Below are 16,212 nucleotides of genomic sequence, written 5' to 3'. Positions count from 1 at the left end.
AGCCGCGCGGCGCCATCGCCCCTGGCGCCCGATGAAGCCGCGCAAGCGCTGTCACGAGCGAGGATCATATCGGACCCGCGGCGCCGCGTCCCGCCTTTTCGATTCACGCCTTCCGGAATTCGGTGCCGCATGGCCGGCGCGCTTCCATGCGATGGAAAATTTTCGTCCCGATTTTCCATGGCATGGAAAATTTTCGCACAGCTTTTCCATGCCATGGAAAAAATTTCCTCCACTGTTTCCATGCCATGGAAAAATTTTCGCCGCCATTTCCATGCCATGGAAATTACAGACTCGGCAAAAACATCCAGGCCGAGTCAAATTCTGTAGATGCCGCAAATAGACAACTCAGCGGGAAGACCCCAGGCCCTTGAAGTCCGGGCGCTTGTCCGAAATGAGTGTGCTGTGGAGATGAGCAGGATCGGCAAGATGACGGATACTGCCCGAATTGTGACGCTGTTCCCCGCCGCAACGGAAATGGTGTGCGCGATCGGATTGGCCCATGCTCTCGTTGGCGTCTCGCATGAATGCGACCATCCGGCGTGGGTCGCGCAATACCCCCGCGTGACACGTTCCCGGCTACCGGCCGGGGCCACGAGCGCGGAGATCGATCGGTTCGTACGCGAATGTGCGCACGCCGGAGAGCCGCTCTACGATCTGGATGAAAAACTCATCGCGGACCTTCGCCCCTCGCTGATCGTCGCACAGGCCCTGTGCGGCGTGTGCGCGGTCTCCGAGGGGGCTGTCTCGTCGCTCGCCAAACGCCTTTCGCCGCCTCCTCATGTGCTTTTTCTACAGCCTTCGCGTTTGGACGATGTGTTGGCTGGGATGCAGGCCCTCGGCGAGGCGGCGGGCGCGACCTTCGGCGCACAGGCGGCCGTGGACGCTCTGCGTGCACGCATCTCCGCAATTCGGGCGCGAACGGATGATCTCTCTGCGCGTCCCCGCGTGGCCTTCCTGGAATGGCTTGACCCGCCGTTTTGCGCGGGGCACTGGACGCCGGAGCTGGTGAGGCTGGCGGGCGGCGTCAACGTGTTGGGTGAGGAAGGGTGCCCCTCGCGACGCGTGGGTTGGGATGAAATCGCCAGTGCGAAGCCGGACGTCCTGGCGATCGCGTGTTGCGGTTACTCCCCGGACCAGGCCCGGGCTGATTGGGGGCGGATTTCAAGCCGCCCGGATATGCAGTCGATCCCCGCCGTCCGCGACGGACACGTGCTCTTTTTCGACGGGTCTCAGTTTTTCAATCGGCCGGGACCCCGGCTGGTGGACAGCCTCGAACATCTCGCGAGGGCGCTGCATCCCGGCCTGTTTGCGGATTTGTCATTGCACAGGGACACCGCGATTCGATAGCTTGAGCGGCTCATGACGCCGCGGGAAGCAGCTTTGGCGGTCATTCGCCGCCGGCCGCGCGGTCCCCGCGGGAGGCGGAGAAAACGGATGACGATACCCCGAAAAATCGTGCTGGGCCTGCCCAAGGGCAGCCTGCAGGAAAGCACCTTTGCGATGATGAAAAAGGCCGGGTTCACAATCACGGCAGGTTCCCGGTCTTATGTGCCGAACGTGGACGATCCCGAAATCGATGCGCGCCTCATCCGCGCGCAAGAGATCAGCCGGTATGTCGAACAGGGCTTACTCGACGCTGGCCTGACCGGCTACGACTGGATCGTCGAAAACCAATCCGACGTCCACGAGGTCGCCAATCTCGTCTACGCAAAACAAGGGTTGCGGCCCGTTCGATGGGTTCTGGCGGTGCCGAACGACTCGCCCATTCAGTCGGTGAAGGACCTGCAGGGCAAACGAATCGCGACCGAGGCGGTAGGGCTGGCCCGGCAGTATCTCGCCCGGCACGGCGTTGAAGCGCATGTCGAATTTTCTTGGGGCGCCACGGAGGTCAAGGCGCCGGATCTGGTAGATGCCATCATCGAAATCACCGAGACTGGCTCCTCGCTCCGCGCCAACAACCTGCGGATTGTGGATACCGTACTGGAGTCGACCACGCGGTTTATTGCCAACAAGACAGCATGGCAGGACCCGTGGAAGCGCGCGAAGATCGAAAATATTGCGCTTCTCCTGCGTGGCGCGCTCGCCGCGGAGACGAAAGTGCTTCTCAAGATGAATGTCAGCGCCGCCCAGCTCGACCCCGTGGTGCGCCTGCTGCCGGCTCTTCATGCGCCGACGGTGATGCCGTTGAGCGGAACGGGTTGGTATGCTGTCGAATCGGTCGTGGATGAGCCGGTCGTGCGCGACCTGATTCCGAAATTGAAAGCGGCCGGCGCGGAAGGCATCATTGAACTTTCCCTCAACAAAGTCATTCCATAAATTCAGTTGGGTTGGGCGTCTTGCCAGCCCGCACAAAGGAGAGTATGGGTTCCGTCAAGAAAAAGAGACGCGCGAAGATGGCCAAGCACAAGCGCCGGAAACGCTTGCGCATGCTGCGCCACAAGAAGCGCACGTGGGGCTCCTAACGCCCGCTACCCTCATACGAACGTCAAATTCCATTATGCGCCGGGCCGGATTACTACAGCTCGGGGTGGTGATGTGTCTCGCCGCGGCTGCGGCCGGTTGCGCGACGCCGCGGGCTCCATCGCAGCGCCCCGAACCCGACGAACCGGTCCTCGCGCCGGATAAATCCCTGCCGCCCGAGCGGGCAGCTTTTGCCGACGCCCTCGCGCATTATGCTGTCGGCATCAGCGCTGAATGGGGTGACGGCAGCGCCATTTCGAATTTTTTGCGGGCGGCCGAGCTGGACCCGGAGAACGAAGAACTTCAGTTCCGCGTCGCGCTGATGCTCGTGCGGGATCAGCGCGGCGAGGAGGCGTGCGAGATTGTAAAACGCCTCGCTGACCGGCGGTCCGCATCGGCCCGGGCGCAAGTCTTTGCGGCAGTCATCCATCGCATTACCGGGCGGCAGGACGAGGCACTCCGCTATTACCGGCGGGCGATTCGAGTCGACCCTGGGGATCCGGTGCCCTACCTGGAGATCGCGGCGATGCTCGCGCGGGCGGGCCGATTCCAGGACGCCCTCGACCTGCTCCAGAGCGGCTTGGAGCGAGCGCGGGAAAAGCAGGATCTCGTGCGGATGACCGGCCAAATCCTTGTTCGCCGCGCCAGCGCGCTCCAGGATCCGCAGGCCGCGGCCCGGTCGGCCCGGGAGGGGCTCAGCATCTTCGAGCCGCTCGTCTCTCGCGGACCTCGCGATGAAGCGACCCTGCTCCACCTGGCCATGCTGTACAACATCAGCGGCCAGCTCGGAAAGGCATTGGAAACCATCGAGCAGGTGGAGCGGCTCAAGTCCCCCGACGCTCAATGGCGCTTGAGCCTGCTGACCGCGATGGTGCGCCAGATTGAGGCGCCGGCCGCCGTGCTCGCCATGGCCAGACTCGCCGACGAGCAGCCGACTAATGTTTTTCGGCAAATCATGCTCGGCCATCTCCATGAAATGGCGACCGATCCCACCGCAGCCGAGGCGGCCTACCGGCGCGCGCTGGAGCTAGAGCCCGGCGATGTAACTGCTATCCTTCGGCTGTCGCTTCTGCTGCTAAGCCAGCAGCGAAACCAGGACGCGCAAACCCTACTGGAGGACGCAATCCGTAGGCGCCCGGAGAACAACCGTCTCATCGAGATGCTCGCCTACACACGGCTCGGGCAGAACCAGCTCGAAGAGGCGCTTTCCCTCTTTGAACAGCTTCGCGATCGGTTTCGAGAGGGCGAGCAGTCCCCACTCGTGCCCTACTTCAATGTGACACACGCCCTCGTGGCGCTGCACGCCGGGCGAATCGATCTTGCCGTCCGTTTGATCGACGACGAACTCAAGAACAATAGCGATTTTCTAGAGTTGATCACCCGCGCAATTATGCGGGAGACCGATCCGAAGCGCAGGCAGACGGGTCTCGACGCGCTCCGCCAGCTCGCCGAGGTCGAGCCCGACAATCCTTATGTTTTTCTTTACCAGGGCCTGCTGGCCGGCCACATGAAGCGCTACGAGGAGGCCGCAGCCGCTTTTGAACGGGCCGAGTCCCTCGCGCGCGAAAGCGATCTCGCCGATGACATCCTCACGGCGTCCTTTTATTTCTGGTACGGCGCCGCTCGAGAGCGGCTAGGGCAAATTGACGAAGCCGCCGCACTGTTCAAAAAATGCATCGAGATGGCCCCCACGCCCGAGCGGCTCCAGGATTACAATGCGTGGGTCGATGCCCTGAATTATCTCGCCTACATGTGGGCCGAACGCGGCCTCAACTTGGATGAGGCGCTCCGTCTGGTCAACCGAGCGCTCGAAATCTCGCCCGATAACGCTGCATACATCGATACGCGTGGATGGATTTATTTCATGCAAGGCCGTTATGAGGAGGCGCGGGAGGAAATCGAGCGCGCGATTTCGCTAATGCCGGATGACCCCACACTGACCGACCACTTGGGGGACATTTACGAAAAACTGGGCATCCTCGAAGAGGCCGTCGACTGGTGGACAAAATCTTTCCGACTGGATCCGGAGAACGAAAAAGTCGCTGAAAAACTGCGGCGGAACGGCGTAAACGTCGACGCCATCCGGGCCGAGCTCGAGGCCGCTCGGTCGCGTGAACAACCGTCCGAATCGCCTCCGGCCATTCCGCCGGTGCTGCCTGTTCTTCAGGGGGACGACGAGGAGCCGACCGGCGAGACGGAGTAGCGTCGTATCGGATGCATCATTTCCGCTGTCGCGGAATGGGTCTGCGAGGAACGCACGGGTTCACTCGTGTCCCGGTATCCGGCACCGATCGCCGACCAAGTCTATGTTCGTGGCGACTCTCGCGATCTATAGCGCGGCTCGAACCCGCGCGGACGCTGTGAACCACTTGCTTGGCACTCCTGCCCTTAAGCGCCTCGGATAGCTAGGAGCCATCCTCTCGCAGGCACCTTTGGATTGCGCGCGAGAGACCCTCCATTCCAGAGATCATTCCAGCCGCGAGCGAGTGGCACGGAAGCAGGCGCATCCGAGGTATTAAAGTATGCGCGGATTCGCTCTCCCATTCCTCGGCGTTCAAATGCGGCAACCCATTCATTAGCGGTCCTCACCCAGTGGAAGTCGCCCCGCCGAAGGGCGGCGTGCTGGCGCCGGAGGCCGATCGCACGGCGGACAAATGCGAGTAATTCCTGGTCCACCTGTCGGCGTGCAGGATCCGAAAGCCCTTGGGGCGTGTGTCGCTCGTCTTCGTATTCTATGTCGTCCCAGAACATGGGCTGGCGGTCGCACGGGTCATTTGCGCCCCACATGCCGACCTCTGTGCCGTAATACAGCATGGGCGCTCCCTCGAAGCAAATTTGGAACAGCAGTGCCTGCCGGAGGGCCTGCCACGCGTCCGGCCCAGGCCGAGTTGTGACAAACGCGGGCCGGTTTTTGGCGCGTGAAAACTCGAAGTATTCCCCAAAATTTTCGATGCGCTCCCTCAGATTTTCTAACATCGACGCCGCGCGTCCGACGTCATGGGAGTCCAGCAGATTCTGTAGGACGGGCAGCGCGGCGCGCGGATAGGCGCGGCGCAGCGCATTCAGACGCTTGCGCAATGTAGAGGCTGGGAATTCCTTTGCATGCGGTGCGAAAAAATTGATCGTTGGAAACAGCCACATGTAATTCATCACCGCGTCAAACGTGTCGCCGCGAAGATAATCATCCGCTCGTCCAACGATTTCGGCGGTCAAATACGCTTCGGGATTGATGCGCTTCACATGTTTGCGCCAGTCGCGCCAAAATCCGAGCGGCACGCAAAATGCGACATCCAAGCGCCATCCATCGATGCCATCAGATGGGTCCCCGTCCCCATTAGGGTCCATCCAGCGGGAGGTGATTTCGAATATGTATTTGCGCACCGGCGGCACAAGGTTCTGCGGGGTTCGGGCGAATTCGGGCAACATCTTGTGGCCGAACCAGCCTTGGTATTCGAATGTGCCGTCGGCGTTCCATTTCGTGATCCTGAACCAGTCCGCGTACTTCGAGTGCCGGCCGAACCTGAGGACATCCTGAAAAGCAAAGAAACGACGGCCGCAATGGTTGAAGACGCCATCGAGGATCACCCGAATTCCCTTCGAGTGCGCATCCGCTAGAAATTCGAGAAAATATAAGTCGGCCTCCGTCCAGATCCACGAAGCCGGATCTTCTGTTTCCCGAGCGCGCGCCAGTTTCTTGAGATCCCCCGCACGATCGGGGCCAAACGAGGGATCGACATGATGCAAGCAAGAGGCGTCATATTTGTGCAGCGACGGCGCCATGAAAATCGGATTTAGATAGATCGCGTTGATCCCGAGGTCCTGCAGGTATCCAAGTTTCTCGCGGATTCCGATCAGGTCGCCGCCGTACCGCCGCCAGAAGACGGTTCTCCAAAAGTCGCCGAAAGGCCGCTCCCAGCGGTCGAGCGCGTACCAGTCCATCCCCCAGGGGGTCACGCGCCAGCCGTCGATCGGTTCGTCCAAAAAATCCTCGGGCCGAGGATCATTCCGCGCGGATCCATTTCGGAACCGCTCGGGAAAAATCTGATACCAAATGGCATCGCGCGCCCAATCCGGCGGGCCGAATTTGGATCGAATCATCGAAGACGCCTCAAACCCACGCGCGGAAGCTAGCGCGCGTAGCGGCTTTTGCGAAGACAATTTCCCGTGCGGCCCCTCGTCGGGCCCGGGTGTTTAGAAGCGGTGCCGAAGCGCGGCGGTCACCGCGAATTTCGCATCGTATCCGTACCTGAATACGCCGAGGTCCGGATCAATGTAGGCGTCCGGGAGCACCTCGTCGTCGAGCTGGCCCACATACGCGACTTCAAATTCGACCATCCCGTGAGACACCGAGGCCGAAAGCGTGTAGTGGCTGAAGCCACTCTCGCCCTCCTCGGGGACTGTATAGGCCACGCGCGCGCCAAGCCTCAAGCTGACGTCATCCGCCAACGCCGCGTCATGACGGATACCGGCCTCCGAGTAAAACGAGTCCTCGATCGCTCCATCCAAGCCATACGCAACCAGGATTCCCGGAGACAGGGGCACGCCGCCAAACTCGCCGTCGGCCGAAATCTCACGCCACACGTTCTCCTCATCGAGATCAGGGAAATGATATTCCTTGTACCGAACTGCGACGGCCGGAGTGTCCACAGGGATGCGGACCGCCACATCCCAATCGACTTCCGCAAACTCCGATTCGTCGGCCGCGCCGTCGTAATCCTCCAGATTGAAAAAACCGGTTGCCCCGATCTCGAACGGCAGCCACTGACCCCGCACGGCTGGCTCGAGCACCCATCCGTCGTTGAGCGTCACGCCCCGAAAAATACGCGCCGACGATGCTTTCAGCGAAGCATCGGCCCGCAGGTCTTCCGCCGCAGCGGCGCCGGTCAGCAAGACGGACATCAGAGCCATCCCTACAAATTGTCTATTCATATACGCACCTCGTTGAATTGGGCCCGGCACATCAGAAGGAAATTCCGGCCCGGAGCCCGATGATCATCATTTCAGAATCCGGTTGCAGGAACTGGCCGGATTCATCGAAATCCGATTTGCCGAAATCCTGCAGTTGCCAGTATGCGGAGAGATTCCAGCGCCCTGTTTTAAGGCCAAGTTCGGCCTCGAAGCCGATCTCCTCGTCCGGCTCAACCTCAATATCTCCGTCAGCCTCTTCGACGCCTTTTACCACTTCGTCATTCGCGAAGGGCAAAATTACAGCCGCGGTTGCGAACAAATCAGCTCGCTTCCCGCTCGCGGGCACATCGAGCCGAACCCCGGCCCGGCCGTAGGGCATGAACCAGTACTCGTCATAGCCGTTGGGCATGAAGCGACCGATCTCGCGCAGCCAATACCGGGCGCCAATCCCGAGGAAAGGGCTCACGATTGCGGCTTCGCCGCCAAAGGCATAGGAGGCATCGACATCGGCCCTCAGCCCCGTGTAACGGGTACGCGACTCCAAGGGAATAAAACCCTCGGGCGATTGAATACCGCCATCGTAATGCACGGTCCCGGCGAAAGCGACAAGCTCGCCATGCAAGCCCAGTTTGTCGCTCAACGATCTGTTGTGGCGGACGAATATTCCCGGTATCACACCGCTTTCCTCTAGTAGTTTCGACCCCTCGTCAAATTCCCGCCACCGGAATCGATCCGCCTGCAAACCGATCTGGGTTTGAGCGTGGAGCAGCGTTGCCGTCAGAATCCAGACCCCTACGGAGAGAAAGAATGACTTCATAGATAAAGTTTTTGAACCACATTTATTAAGGGAGCATCAGCGAGGGGTTAGGTTTTTTGGCGACCTGATATCGCCGTCATTCTGCGCTTTCGCCAACGGTGAACCGGAGATATCGTGATCGCATGCGGAGTAACCCTTTCTCAAATCATGGCGCCCCAAGAGTTCCCCGCGCGTTGCCGCCCGCCGCGCGGGGCGCGACCGCGGGGATTTTCCTCGTACTCGCGGTCGCGCTCTCCTTTGTGTTCATCTGGTATTTCTGCCGAATCGAGCCCGGTCCGGACCAAATCGCCGTCCTGATCCGTAAAACGGGCGCCGATCTGCCGCCGGACCAGATCCTCGCGCTGCAACCCGGGCAAAAGGGCATCCAGCTCGAGGTCTTGCCCGAGGGCCGCTATTTCAAAAATCCCTACACATGGGGCTGGCGGTTCCACGAAGTGACGGACATCCCCGCCGGAAAACTCGGCGTGATGACTCGGCTGTATGGATCCAACCTGCCGCCGGGTGAAATCATCGCGCGCGAGGGAACCAAAGGGATTCTCGCGGAGGTGCTCCGGCCCGGCAAATACCGAATCAATCCGTATGCCTTCCACGTGGAATTATTCGATGCGACGACGATCCGCCCGGGTCATGTCGGCGTTGTAACCTCGCTGATCGGGGAAGACATCCTGTCCCATGATATCCCGGCCGAGGAGCGAAATGGCTTCCTCGTTCCTCAGGGCCGTAAGGGCGTGGTCCGGGAGGTCCTCGACCCCGGCACCTATTATCTCAACCCCTACATCGTCAACGTCGTCGAGGTCAACCTGCAAAGCCAGCGCTTTGAAATGAGCGGAGACGATGCGATCACCTTTCTCACCCTCGACGGCTTTATGGTCCACGTCGAGGGCACGATCGAGTTCAGCATCGACCGCGCCAGCGCAGCCCTGCTGACCCACCGGATCGGTGATATGGATGATGTGCTTCAGAAAATCATCCTTCCCCGCGCCCGCGGGTTCAGCCGGATCGAAGGCAGCAAACAACCCGCGATCAATTTTATCGTTGGGGAAACCCGACAGCAGTTCCAGGACAACCTCGAGGCGCATCTTCGGGACAAATGCGCCCCGTGGGGCGTTTCGATCAAGTCCGTCCTGATCCGCAACATCCGGCCGCCCGACCAGATTGCCGGCGTGATCCGCGAACGGGAGGTGGCCGTTCAAAACGCGCGGATGTTTGAGCAACAGATTGAACAAGCCAAATCCAAGGCGGAACTGGTCCGTCAGGAAATGTTGGCTATCCAGAACAAAGAGAAGGTGCAGCAGGAAACCGTTCGTATTCGTGCCGTGATCCGCGCGCAACAGGACCAGGCCGTTGCCGTGTCGGCGGCAGAGCGCGAACTCGACGTCGCGCGCCTTGAGCGCGACGCGGCGAAATTCCAGGCGGAGGCACAGATTGCCCGGGCCATGGCCGAGCGGGATGTAATCCGGCTCGACAATGAGGCCCAGGCTGCCGTCATCACCAACCAGATCGCGGCGTTTGGCGACGGCCTGACATTCGCCCGATATACGCTCTATCAGAAAATCGCCCCGCAGATCGGTTTCGTGCTGACCAGCGATCGCGACGGCGGCCTCGGCGAGCTGTTCCGCGCCCTGGCACCTCCGACGAAAGGAGGCGAGCGATGAAACGGCTTCTCCTTACGGCCGCCGCCGGCGCCATTGCGCTCGCGGTGCTCTGGGCGATGTGGATGTGGTTCTTCTGCCGGTTTTATGTGGGGCCGGATGAGATGGCGATCCTTACCGCAAAAGTCGGCGAACCGCTGCGGCCGGGACAGCTTCTGGCCGAGCCGGGCCAGAAGGGCATTCAGGCCGCTCCGCTCGGCGAAGGACGCCACTTCCGCAATCCCATCCTCTTCGACTGGGAAATCGTACCTGTTATTTTCATCCCGCCTGGCAAGGTCGGTATTCTCACTGCAAAATTTGGCGAAGAGCTGCCGGACGGTGTTTTTCTGGCGGATGAAGGGCAGAAGGGTATCCGACGCGGCGTGCTTGGCCCCGGCAAGTATCGCCTCAATCCGTACGGCTATTCGGTCGATATCATCGACGCGGTCAGCATCCCCATTGGCTATGCGGGGGTCGTCACCAGCCTCTCCGGCAACCAGCCGCCAGAGGGGGCATTCGCCGGGCCCGGCGAAAAAGGCGTGCGGAGCGACATCCTCCAGCCGGGGCTTTACTACATCAATCCCAAGGAATTGAAGGTCGACGTCCTCGAAATCGGCATCAACCAGGTCTCGCTGCTCGGGAAGATAGGCGGCGCTGTCATCACCAAGGCGCCACTTGCCACCCAAAACCAAGCAGTGGAGATGCTCAGCCAGCGCGCACTGCTCGACCAGGCGGAGAAACGCCGGGAATACCTGGCGCGCGAACGTGGCGCGGCGGCGGTGCAACTGATGCCCTCAGAAATGGAATTCGCCACCTCCGACAGCCCGCTGCCGAGCGCTCGGCCTGGACGGCCTCTTCCGGCGGCGCCCGGACCGTCCGGTGAAGCGATGCTCAGCTTGAACCAGTTCGTCGAATTCCCCTCGCGCGACGGCTTCGAAATCAGCCTCGACATGACCGTCGAATTCGAATTGCTGCCCGAACATATCGCGTGGATTTATCGGACGTATGGCGACCTGCCCGCGGTCGTGGACAAAATCATTATGCCCCAGATCCTTTCCGTCTCCCGCCTGAAAGGCTCGGCCTATCGCGCGAAGGATTTCATCGTCGGGGAAGGGCGTGAGAAATTCCAAAACGAATTGACCGAAGCCCTCCGCGAGGCGCTCGATGACAAGCGGATCGTGATCCACAACGCGCTGATCCGCCACGTCAATGTGCCGGAGGAAATCCTCTCCCCCATCAAGCAGTCCAGCATCGCGATCGAACAGGACCTGACGAACAAGGAAAAGCAAAACACCGCCCGAAAACAGGCGGAATTGAATACCGAATTGCAGATGATCGAACAGCGCCGCGAGCAGGTCGCCCAGGAGACCGAAAAGCTGCGCGCGGAGATTCGCGCCGACCAGGAACGGCAGGTCGCCCAGATCCAGGCCGAAACGCTCAAAAAGGTCGCCGAGATCGAGAAGGCAACCGCTGAGGTCCGCGCGGAAAGGACGCGTCTGCTCGGCGAGGCCGCAGCCAGAGTCGTGGAACTGGTGGAGGGCGAGCGCGCCCGGGGGCTAACCCTCCGCACGCGCGCCTTTGGCGATCCCCAAGCCTATTCGCTCTGGGAATTTGCTCGCGCGCTCAATCCATCGGTTCGGATTAACGTCTTGCACACGGGCCCCGGCACGCTGTGGACCGACCTGCCCCGAGCCGGTTTCGGCGAACTCGAGGGGGCTCTGCAGTTGAAGGAAACGAAATGACTGGAACGCATCCGCTTGCGTTCGCGCAGCCCTTTGAGCATCTTTCGCGCGTATGAGCTGGATAACGATCGCCCTTCTTATCGGCGGCTTTGCGCTGCTGGTGTGGGGCGCAGAACTGCTGATCCGGGGCGCTTCGCGCCTCGCCGCGGGTCTCGGAGTATCGCCGCTGGTGATCGGTCTGACCGTCGTCTCTTACGGAACGAGCGCGCCAGAATTGTTCATCAGTACCTTTTCAGCCTGGATGGGCGAATCGGACCTGGCATTCGGGAACGTCGTCGGAAGCAACATTTTCAACATCCTGTTCATCCTCGGCATTTGCGCGCTGATCAGCAGCCTCGAGGTGGATGCCCGGCTGATATGGATCGACGTACCGATCATGATTGGCGCCTCTTTGGTCTCCTGGATTTTTGCAGCGGACGGTCTTGTGGACCGCGCTGAGGGATTTGTGCTTGCCGCCGGCATCATAGGCTACACGGTTTTCTGCATTCGGAAGAGCCGAGATGAGTCAAAGGAAATCCTGGAAGAATACGCATCCGAGTTCGGTGAGGGCGCCTATACGCGGCGCGATATCCTGATCAACATCTTTTTTTGCCTGCTCGGACTGGCCTTCCTGGTTGTCGGGTCGCAAATGCTGGTCAAATCCTGTATCACCATCGCGCGCTGGCTTGGCGTTAGCGAACTCGTCATTGGGCTGACAATTGTCGCGGCGGGCACCTCTCTGCCCGAGGTCGCCACTTCGGTAGTCGCGGCGCTCAAGCGTGAACGGGATATCGCGGTGGGGAACCTCGTTGGCAGCAACATTTTCAATCTCCTGTCCGTGCTCGGGTTCTCCGCCATCGTCGCGCCCGAGGGCATCTCCGCCCCGCCGCAATCACTCTGGTTCGATGTGCCCGTCATGATGGCCGTGGCGATCGTCTGCCTCCCGATCTTTTTCACCGGCCACCGCATTGCGCGATGGGAGGGCGCTTTGTTTCTGGGCTATTACATCTTTTACATCGTTGAGCAAATCGTGCTGGGCGCCCACTGGCCGAATGCGCAGCGGGTAATGGTCGGTATCGCGTGCTTCGTGGTGCCCCTCACGATCATCACTCTAGCGGTCACTACCCACCGCGCCATCGCACAGCGGCGAGCGGCCGCAAAAGAACCTTCCCGCGCCGGGTAAAGGTCTCGGCATCGGGCAGAGATCCGTTCACTCCTCCGGGCCCCGCCAAAATTCGCGGTGGGCCAACTCCATACGGGTGCAGCGCCACCCGCAAAAACAAGCGGGCCGGCCACTATGGCCGGCCCACCTGTTCGAAAGGAAACGACCTGAAGGCTTACTTCTTGGCCGTTGCGGCTTGCGCCGCCGCCAGTCGCGCGATGGGCACGCGGAACGGCGAACAGCTCACATAGTTGAGGCCCACCTTCGCGCAGAATTTGACGCTGTTCGGATCCCCGCCGTGCTCCCCGCAGATTCCGCACTTGAGGTCCGGCCGGGTTTCGCGACCCTTCTTGACAGCCATCTCAATCAGCTTGCCGACGCCATTGATATCCAGGCTTTGGAACGGGTCGTACGGCAGGATCTTTTTCTCGAGATAGTCTGGCAGGAAACTGCCAATGTCATCACGGCTAAAGCCGAGCGTCATCTGCGTCAGGTCGTTGGTGCCGAAGCTGAAGAACTGCGCGGTCGACGCGATTTCATCGGCCGTGACCGCCGCGCGGGGCACCTCGATCATTGTGCCGACCAAATAAGTCAGCTTCGCCTTGCGCTCCTTGATGATCTTGTCGGCCGTCTGGCGGATGATCTGCTCGCAGAAATCCAGCTCCGTTTTGTTGCCGACAAGCGGCACCATGATTTCGGGCAGAACCTTGATGCGGCGCTTCGAGACGTTGATCGCCGCCTCGATGATCGCCGTCGTCTGCATGACGATCAACTCCGGATAGGTGATCGACAGCCGGCAGCCGCGATGCCCCAGCATCGGATTCATCTCGTGCAACTGATTGACGCGCTGGCGAATCTTCTCGACGGGCACGTTCATGCGGCGCGCCATTTCCTCCTGGCCCTTGTCATCTTTCGGGAGGAACTCATGCAGAGGCGGGTCAAGGAGACGGATTGTGACGGGGTAGCCATCCATCGCCTCGAAGATTCCCTCGAAATCGCTGCGCTGGTAGGGCAGCAGTTTCGCGAGGGCGCGCTCCCGCTCCTCCTTCGTCTCCGCGAGAATGAATTCGCGCTTCGCCCAGATTCGGTCGCCTTCGAAGAACATGTGCTCCGTACGGCAAAGGCCGATACCCTCAGCGCCAAACCGGACGGCGATCTCGGCATCTTTGGGCGTGTCGGCATTCGTCCGCACGTTGATCTTCCGCATCTGGTCCGCCCAGTCAGAGATCTGCTTATACATCCGATAAATAGGATGCTTTGTCGCCTCCTTGTTCCCTTCGACGATGGCCGCGACAATCGGGCTCGATTCCGTCGGAATCTGCCCGCGATAGACCGTGCCTGTGGAGCCGTTCAGGCTGATCCAGTCGCCCTCGTGGAGGACAACCGAACCGCACGTGACGGTTTTGTTCACATAATCGATCTGCAGGGCGCCGGCGCCGGCAATACAGCACTTGCCCCAGCCGCGCGCCACGACCGCCGCATGCGAAGTCATGCCGCCCGTGGACGTGAGGATGCCCTGCGCGGCCCACATGCCGCCGACGTCTTCGGGCGACGTTTCATGACGCACAAGGATCAGTTTTTCATTCGGATTCGCTTTGACCATGGCCTCGGCATCGTGGGCGCTGAACACAATCTTGCCGACGGCAGCGCCAGGCCCTGCCGGAAGACCAGTCGTGAGTTTCTCCGCGACCGCCTCCGCCTTGGCGTTGAAGATCGGGAAGAGCAATTGTTCGAGATCCTGCCCGCTGACCGTGTTGATCGCCTCCTCCGGCGTCAGGATTTTGTCCTGCTTCTTCCCGGTGTAGAAATCCTTGCCGGTCGCCATTTCGACCGCCCAGCGGACGCCGGCGAGACCCGTGCGCTTCGCGTTGCGGGTCTGAAGCATCCACAGCTTGCCCTCTTGGACGGTGAATTCGACGTCCTGGGGATATTTGTAGCGGCGCTCAAGCTTGTGCATGATTTCGCGAAGCTGCTTGTCCGCCGCCTTCCACGCCGGATCCGGCTCGTTCGCCATTTCCTCGAGCTGCTTCGGCGTCCGGATGCCGGCCACCACGTCCTCGCCCTGTGCGTTGACGAGATACTCACCCATGGGCTTGTTCTCGCCGGTCGCTCCATCGCGCGTGAACGCCACGCCCGTGCCCGAGGTATTGCCCATATTGCCGTAGACCATCGTGCAGATGTTGACCGCCGTCCCCAGCAATCCGGTGACCTTGTTGATCTGGCGGTACTTCTCCGCGCGCTCGGAGTTCCAGGAATTGAACACGGCGTTGATCGCGAGTCGGAGCTGCTCCATTGGATCCTGCGGGAATGGCTTGCCGACCTTCTCGTAATAGACGCGCTTGTAGATTTCACAAAGCTCCTTGAGCTGGTCCGCCGTGAGGTCGGTGTCCTCCTTCGCCCCGTACTTCGCCTTGAGTTTGCTCATCTCGACCTCGAAATCGTGATGCGTAAGCCCGGTGCTCGGGCCCATCACCACGTCGCCGAACATGTCGAGGAACCGGCGGTAGCAGTCCCAGCCGGCGCGCGGATTGTTCGTCTTTTCAATAAACCCGAGCACGGATTTGTCGTTCATGCCGAGGTTCAACACCGTATCCATCATGCCGGGCATCGAGATCGCCGCGCCGGAGCGAACGGAAACGAGCAGCGGATCCTTCGCATCCCCCAGCTTCTTGCCCATCATTTTCTCCAGCTTGGCAAGCTGCTCGAGCACCTGCTCCCACATCCCGGGCGGATATTTTCCACCGTTCTTGGAGTAGTAGGCGCACGCCTCGGTTGTGATTGTGAATCCGGGTGGAACGGGCAGATCGGCCAGCGCCATATCGGCGAGATTCGCGCCCTTGCCTCCAAGTAGCGCGCGCATGGACGCATCGCCTTCCGTGTGCTTTTTGCCGAACCCGTAGAAGTAGACGTACTTTTTGGCTTTGGTTGCCGAACTCTTCTTGGCCATGAACAGACTCCTATTAGCGGGGCTTACTGCACCAAATGACACTAGATTTCGACCATAGGTTCCCCCTCGCCAGCCTGTCAAGCGCGGTCGAAGGCCACGTCATCACGCTTTGAAAATGCCCCTAGCTCACTCGATTGAACTGACCCAATGAAGGCGGAGGGACGCCACCTTCAATCGGAGTAACTTCGAAGGAGCAAAACAAGCGAACGTGTCCGATAGTCAAAGGCGGGTCCAGCGAGGATACAGTTATCTGCGGCATCGTCGGCGCGGATGGGTGCGGAGGTCGCAAAGGTGGAAGGCCGCGTGAACCGGTCGATCTGGAGGTCATTTCAATTCCAAAATCCTAGCGGTGAAGACCGATCTATCCATCCGCGTAATCATCCTGACCGTGGAGGGCCCGGTTCCACGCGAGCCTTTTGGGGACAAGGTGGAACCCGTCCCTCCAATGGTCGGGGTGGAACCCGACCCTCCATGGATTGGATTATTCATCACACGCTTTGGGCTTTTTCGAGGCGGGCGCGGACGAGGGCGATGAAGGCCTCCTAATTCATCAACCGCTTCCCTGA

11 protein-coding genes are annotated in these 16,212 nt (G+C 60.6%); 7 read left to right on the top strand and 4 right to left on the bottom strand.

Annotated features, from left to right (window positions below; translation table 11 throughout):
* Positions 1-426 precede the first annotated feature (426 nt).
* The 4 genes from NZ740_08970 (at position 427) to NZ740_08955 (ending at position 4,663) form a co-directional block, all read left to right on the top strand.
* Positions 427-1,347 (top strand): cobalamin-binding protein, encoded by a 921-nt coding sequence (locus NZ740_08970; protein ID MCS6772139.1) that lies wholly within the window; start codon positions 427-429, stop codon positions 1,345-1,347.
* Between the two features lie 87 nt (positions 1,348-1,434).
* Positions 1,435-2,316, top strand: a complete 882-nt coding sequence (gene hisG / locus NZ740_08965; protein MCS6772138.1) for an ATP phosphoribosyltransferase — start codon at positions 1,435-1,437, stop codon at positions 2,314-2,316.
* 44 nt (positions 2,317-2,360) lie between these two features.
* Positions 2,361-2,462, top strand: coding sequence for an AURKAIP1/COX24 domain-containing protein (locus NZ740_08960; protein ID MCS6772137.1), 102 nt, complete (start codon positions 2,361-2,363; stop codon positions 2,460-2,462).
* A 35-nt stretch (positions 2,463-2,497) separates the two neighbouring features.
* Positions 2,498-4,663: a tetratricopeptide repeat protein gene (locus NZ740_08955; GenBank protein MCS6772136.1), complete on the top strand. Its 2,166-nt coding sequence runs from the start codon at positions 2,498-2,500 to the stop codon at positions 4,661-4,663.
* Positions 4,664-4,848: 185 nt separating this feature from the next.
* Here the strand turns inward: NZ740_08955 and NZ740_08950 are convergent, their stop codons facing one another.
* The 3 genes from NZ740_08950 to NZ740_08940 form a co-directional block, all read right to left on the bottom strand.
* Positions 4,849-6,558, bottom strand: a complete 1,710-nt coding sequence (locus NZ740_08950; GenBank protein MCS6772135.1) for a glycoside hydrolase family 13 protein — start codon at positions 6,556-6,558, stop codon at positions 4,849-4,851.
* Positions 6,559-6,651: 93 nt separating this feature from the next.
* Entirely contained in the window at positions 6,652-7,389 is a 738-nt protein-coding gene (locus NZ740_08945) for a hypothetical protein (GenBank protein ID MCS6772134.1), read from the bottom strand.
* Positions 7,390-7,420: 31 nt separating this feature from the next.
* Positions 7,421-8,185, bottom strand: coding sequence for a hypothetical protein (locus tag NZ740_08940; GenBank protein ID MCS6772133.1), 765 nt, complete (start codon positions 8,183-8,185; stop codon positions 7,421-7,423).
* Positions 8,186-8,307: 122 nt separating this feature from the next.
* Here NZ740_08940 and NZ740_08935 point away from each other — a divergent pair, with 122 nt between their 5' ends.
* Genes NZ740_08935 through NZ740_08925 form a run of 3 tightly spaced genes read left to right on the top strand, consistent with a single transcriptional unit; the run spans position 8,308 to position 12,720 of the window.
* Positions 8,308-9,840 carry an SPFH domain-containing protein gene (locus NZ740_08935; protein ID MCS6772132.1) on the top strand — a complete coding sequence of 511 codons (1,533 nt, stop codon included), beginning with the start codon at positions 8,308-8,310 and terminating at the stop codon, positions 9,838-9,840.
* Positions 9,837-11,558, top strand: coding sequence for an SPFH domain-containing protein (locus tag NZ740_08930; GenBank protein MCS6772131.1), 1,722 nt, complete (start codon positions 9,837-9,839; stop codon positions 11,556-11,558). The genes NZ740_08935 and NZ740_08930 overlap by 4 nt, the downstream gene beginning before the upstream one ends.
* Before the next feature lie 52 nt (positions 11,559-11,610).
* Complete coding sequence (locus NZ740_08925) at positions 11,611-12,720, top strand: calcium/sodium antiporter (protein MCS6772130.1); 1,110 nt, start codon at positions 11,611-11,613, stop codon at positions 12,718-12,720.
* 154 nt (positions 12,721-12,874) lie between these two features.
* Here NZ740_08925 and ppdK read toward each other — a convergent pair whose 3' ends face one another.
* Complete coding sequence (gene ppdK / locus NZ740_08920) at positions 12,875-15,646, bottom strand: pyruvate, phosphate dikinase (GenBank protein ID MCS6772129.1); 2,772 nt, start codon at positions 15,644-15,646, stop codon at positions 12,875-12,877.
* Positions 15,647-16,212: the final 566 nt, after the last annotated feature.

The organism is Kiritimatiellia bacterium (assembly GCA_025054615.1).
Taxonomy (GTDB): Bacteria; Verrucomicrobiota; Kiritimatiellia; order CAIVKH01; family CAIVKH01; genus JANWZO01.
Note: the sequence above shows the minus strand (reverse complement) of the source record. Positions and strands in the feature narration are given on the sequence as shown.

Excerpts from the sequence above, each read along its gene's own strand:
- NZ740_08970 (MCS6772139.1), top strand. The coding sequence starts at position 427 with ATGACGGATACTGCCCGAATTGTGACGCTGTTCCCCGCCGCAACGGAA.
- hisG (MCS6772138.1), top strand. The coding sequence starts at position 1,435 with ATGACGATACCCCGAAAAATCGTGCTGGGCCTGCCCAAGGGCAGCCTG.
- NZ740_08960 (MCS6772137.1), top strand. The coding sequence starts at position 2,361 with ATGGGTTCCGTCAAGAAAAAGAGACGCGCGAAGATGGCCAAGCACAAG.
- NZ740_08955 (MCS6772136.1), top strand. The coding sequence starts at position 2,498 with ATGCGCCGGGCCGGATTACTACAGCTCGGGGTGGTGATGTGTCTCGCC.
- NZ740_08950 (MCS6772135.1), bottom strand. The coding sequence starts at position 6,558 with ATGATTCGATCCAAATTCGGCCCGCCGGATTGGGCGCGCGATGCCATT.
- NZ740_08945 (MCS6772134.1), bottom strand. The coding sequence starts at position 7,389 with ATGAATAGACAATTTGTAGGGATGGCTCTGATGTCCGTCTTGCTGACC.
- NZ740_08940 (MCS6772133.1), bottom strand. The coding sequence starts at position 8,185 with ATGAAGTCATTCTTTCTCTCCGTAGGGGTCTGGATTCTGACGGCAACG.
- NZ740_08935 (MCS6772132.1), top strand. The coding sequence starts at position 8,308 with ATGCGGAGTAACCCTTTCTCAAATCATGGCGCCCCAAGAGTTCCCCGC.
- NZ740_08930 (MCS6772131.1), top strand. The coding sequence starts at position 9,837 with ATGAAACGGCTTCTCCTTACGGCCGCCGCCGGCGCCATTGCGCTCGCG.
- NZ740_08925 (MCS6772130.1), top strand. The coding sequence starts at position 11,611 with ATGAGCTGGATAACGATCGCCCTTCTTATCGGCGGCTTTGCGCTGCTG.
- ppdK (MCS6772129.1), bottom strand. The coding sequence starts at position 15,646 with ATGGCCAAGAAGAGTTCGGCAACCAAAGCCAAAAAGTACGTCTACTTC.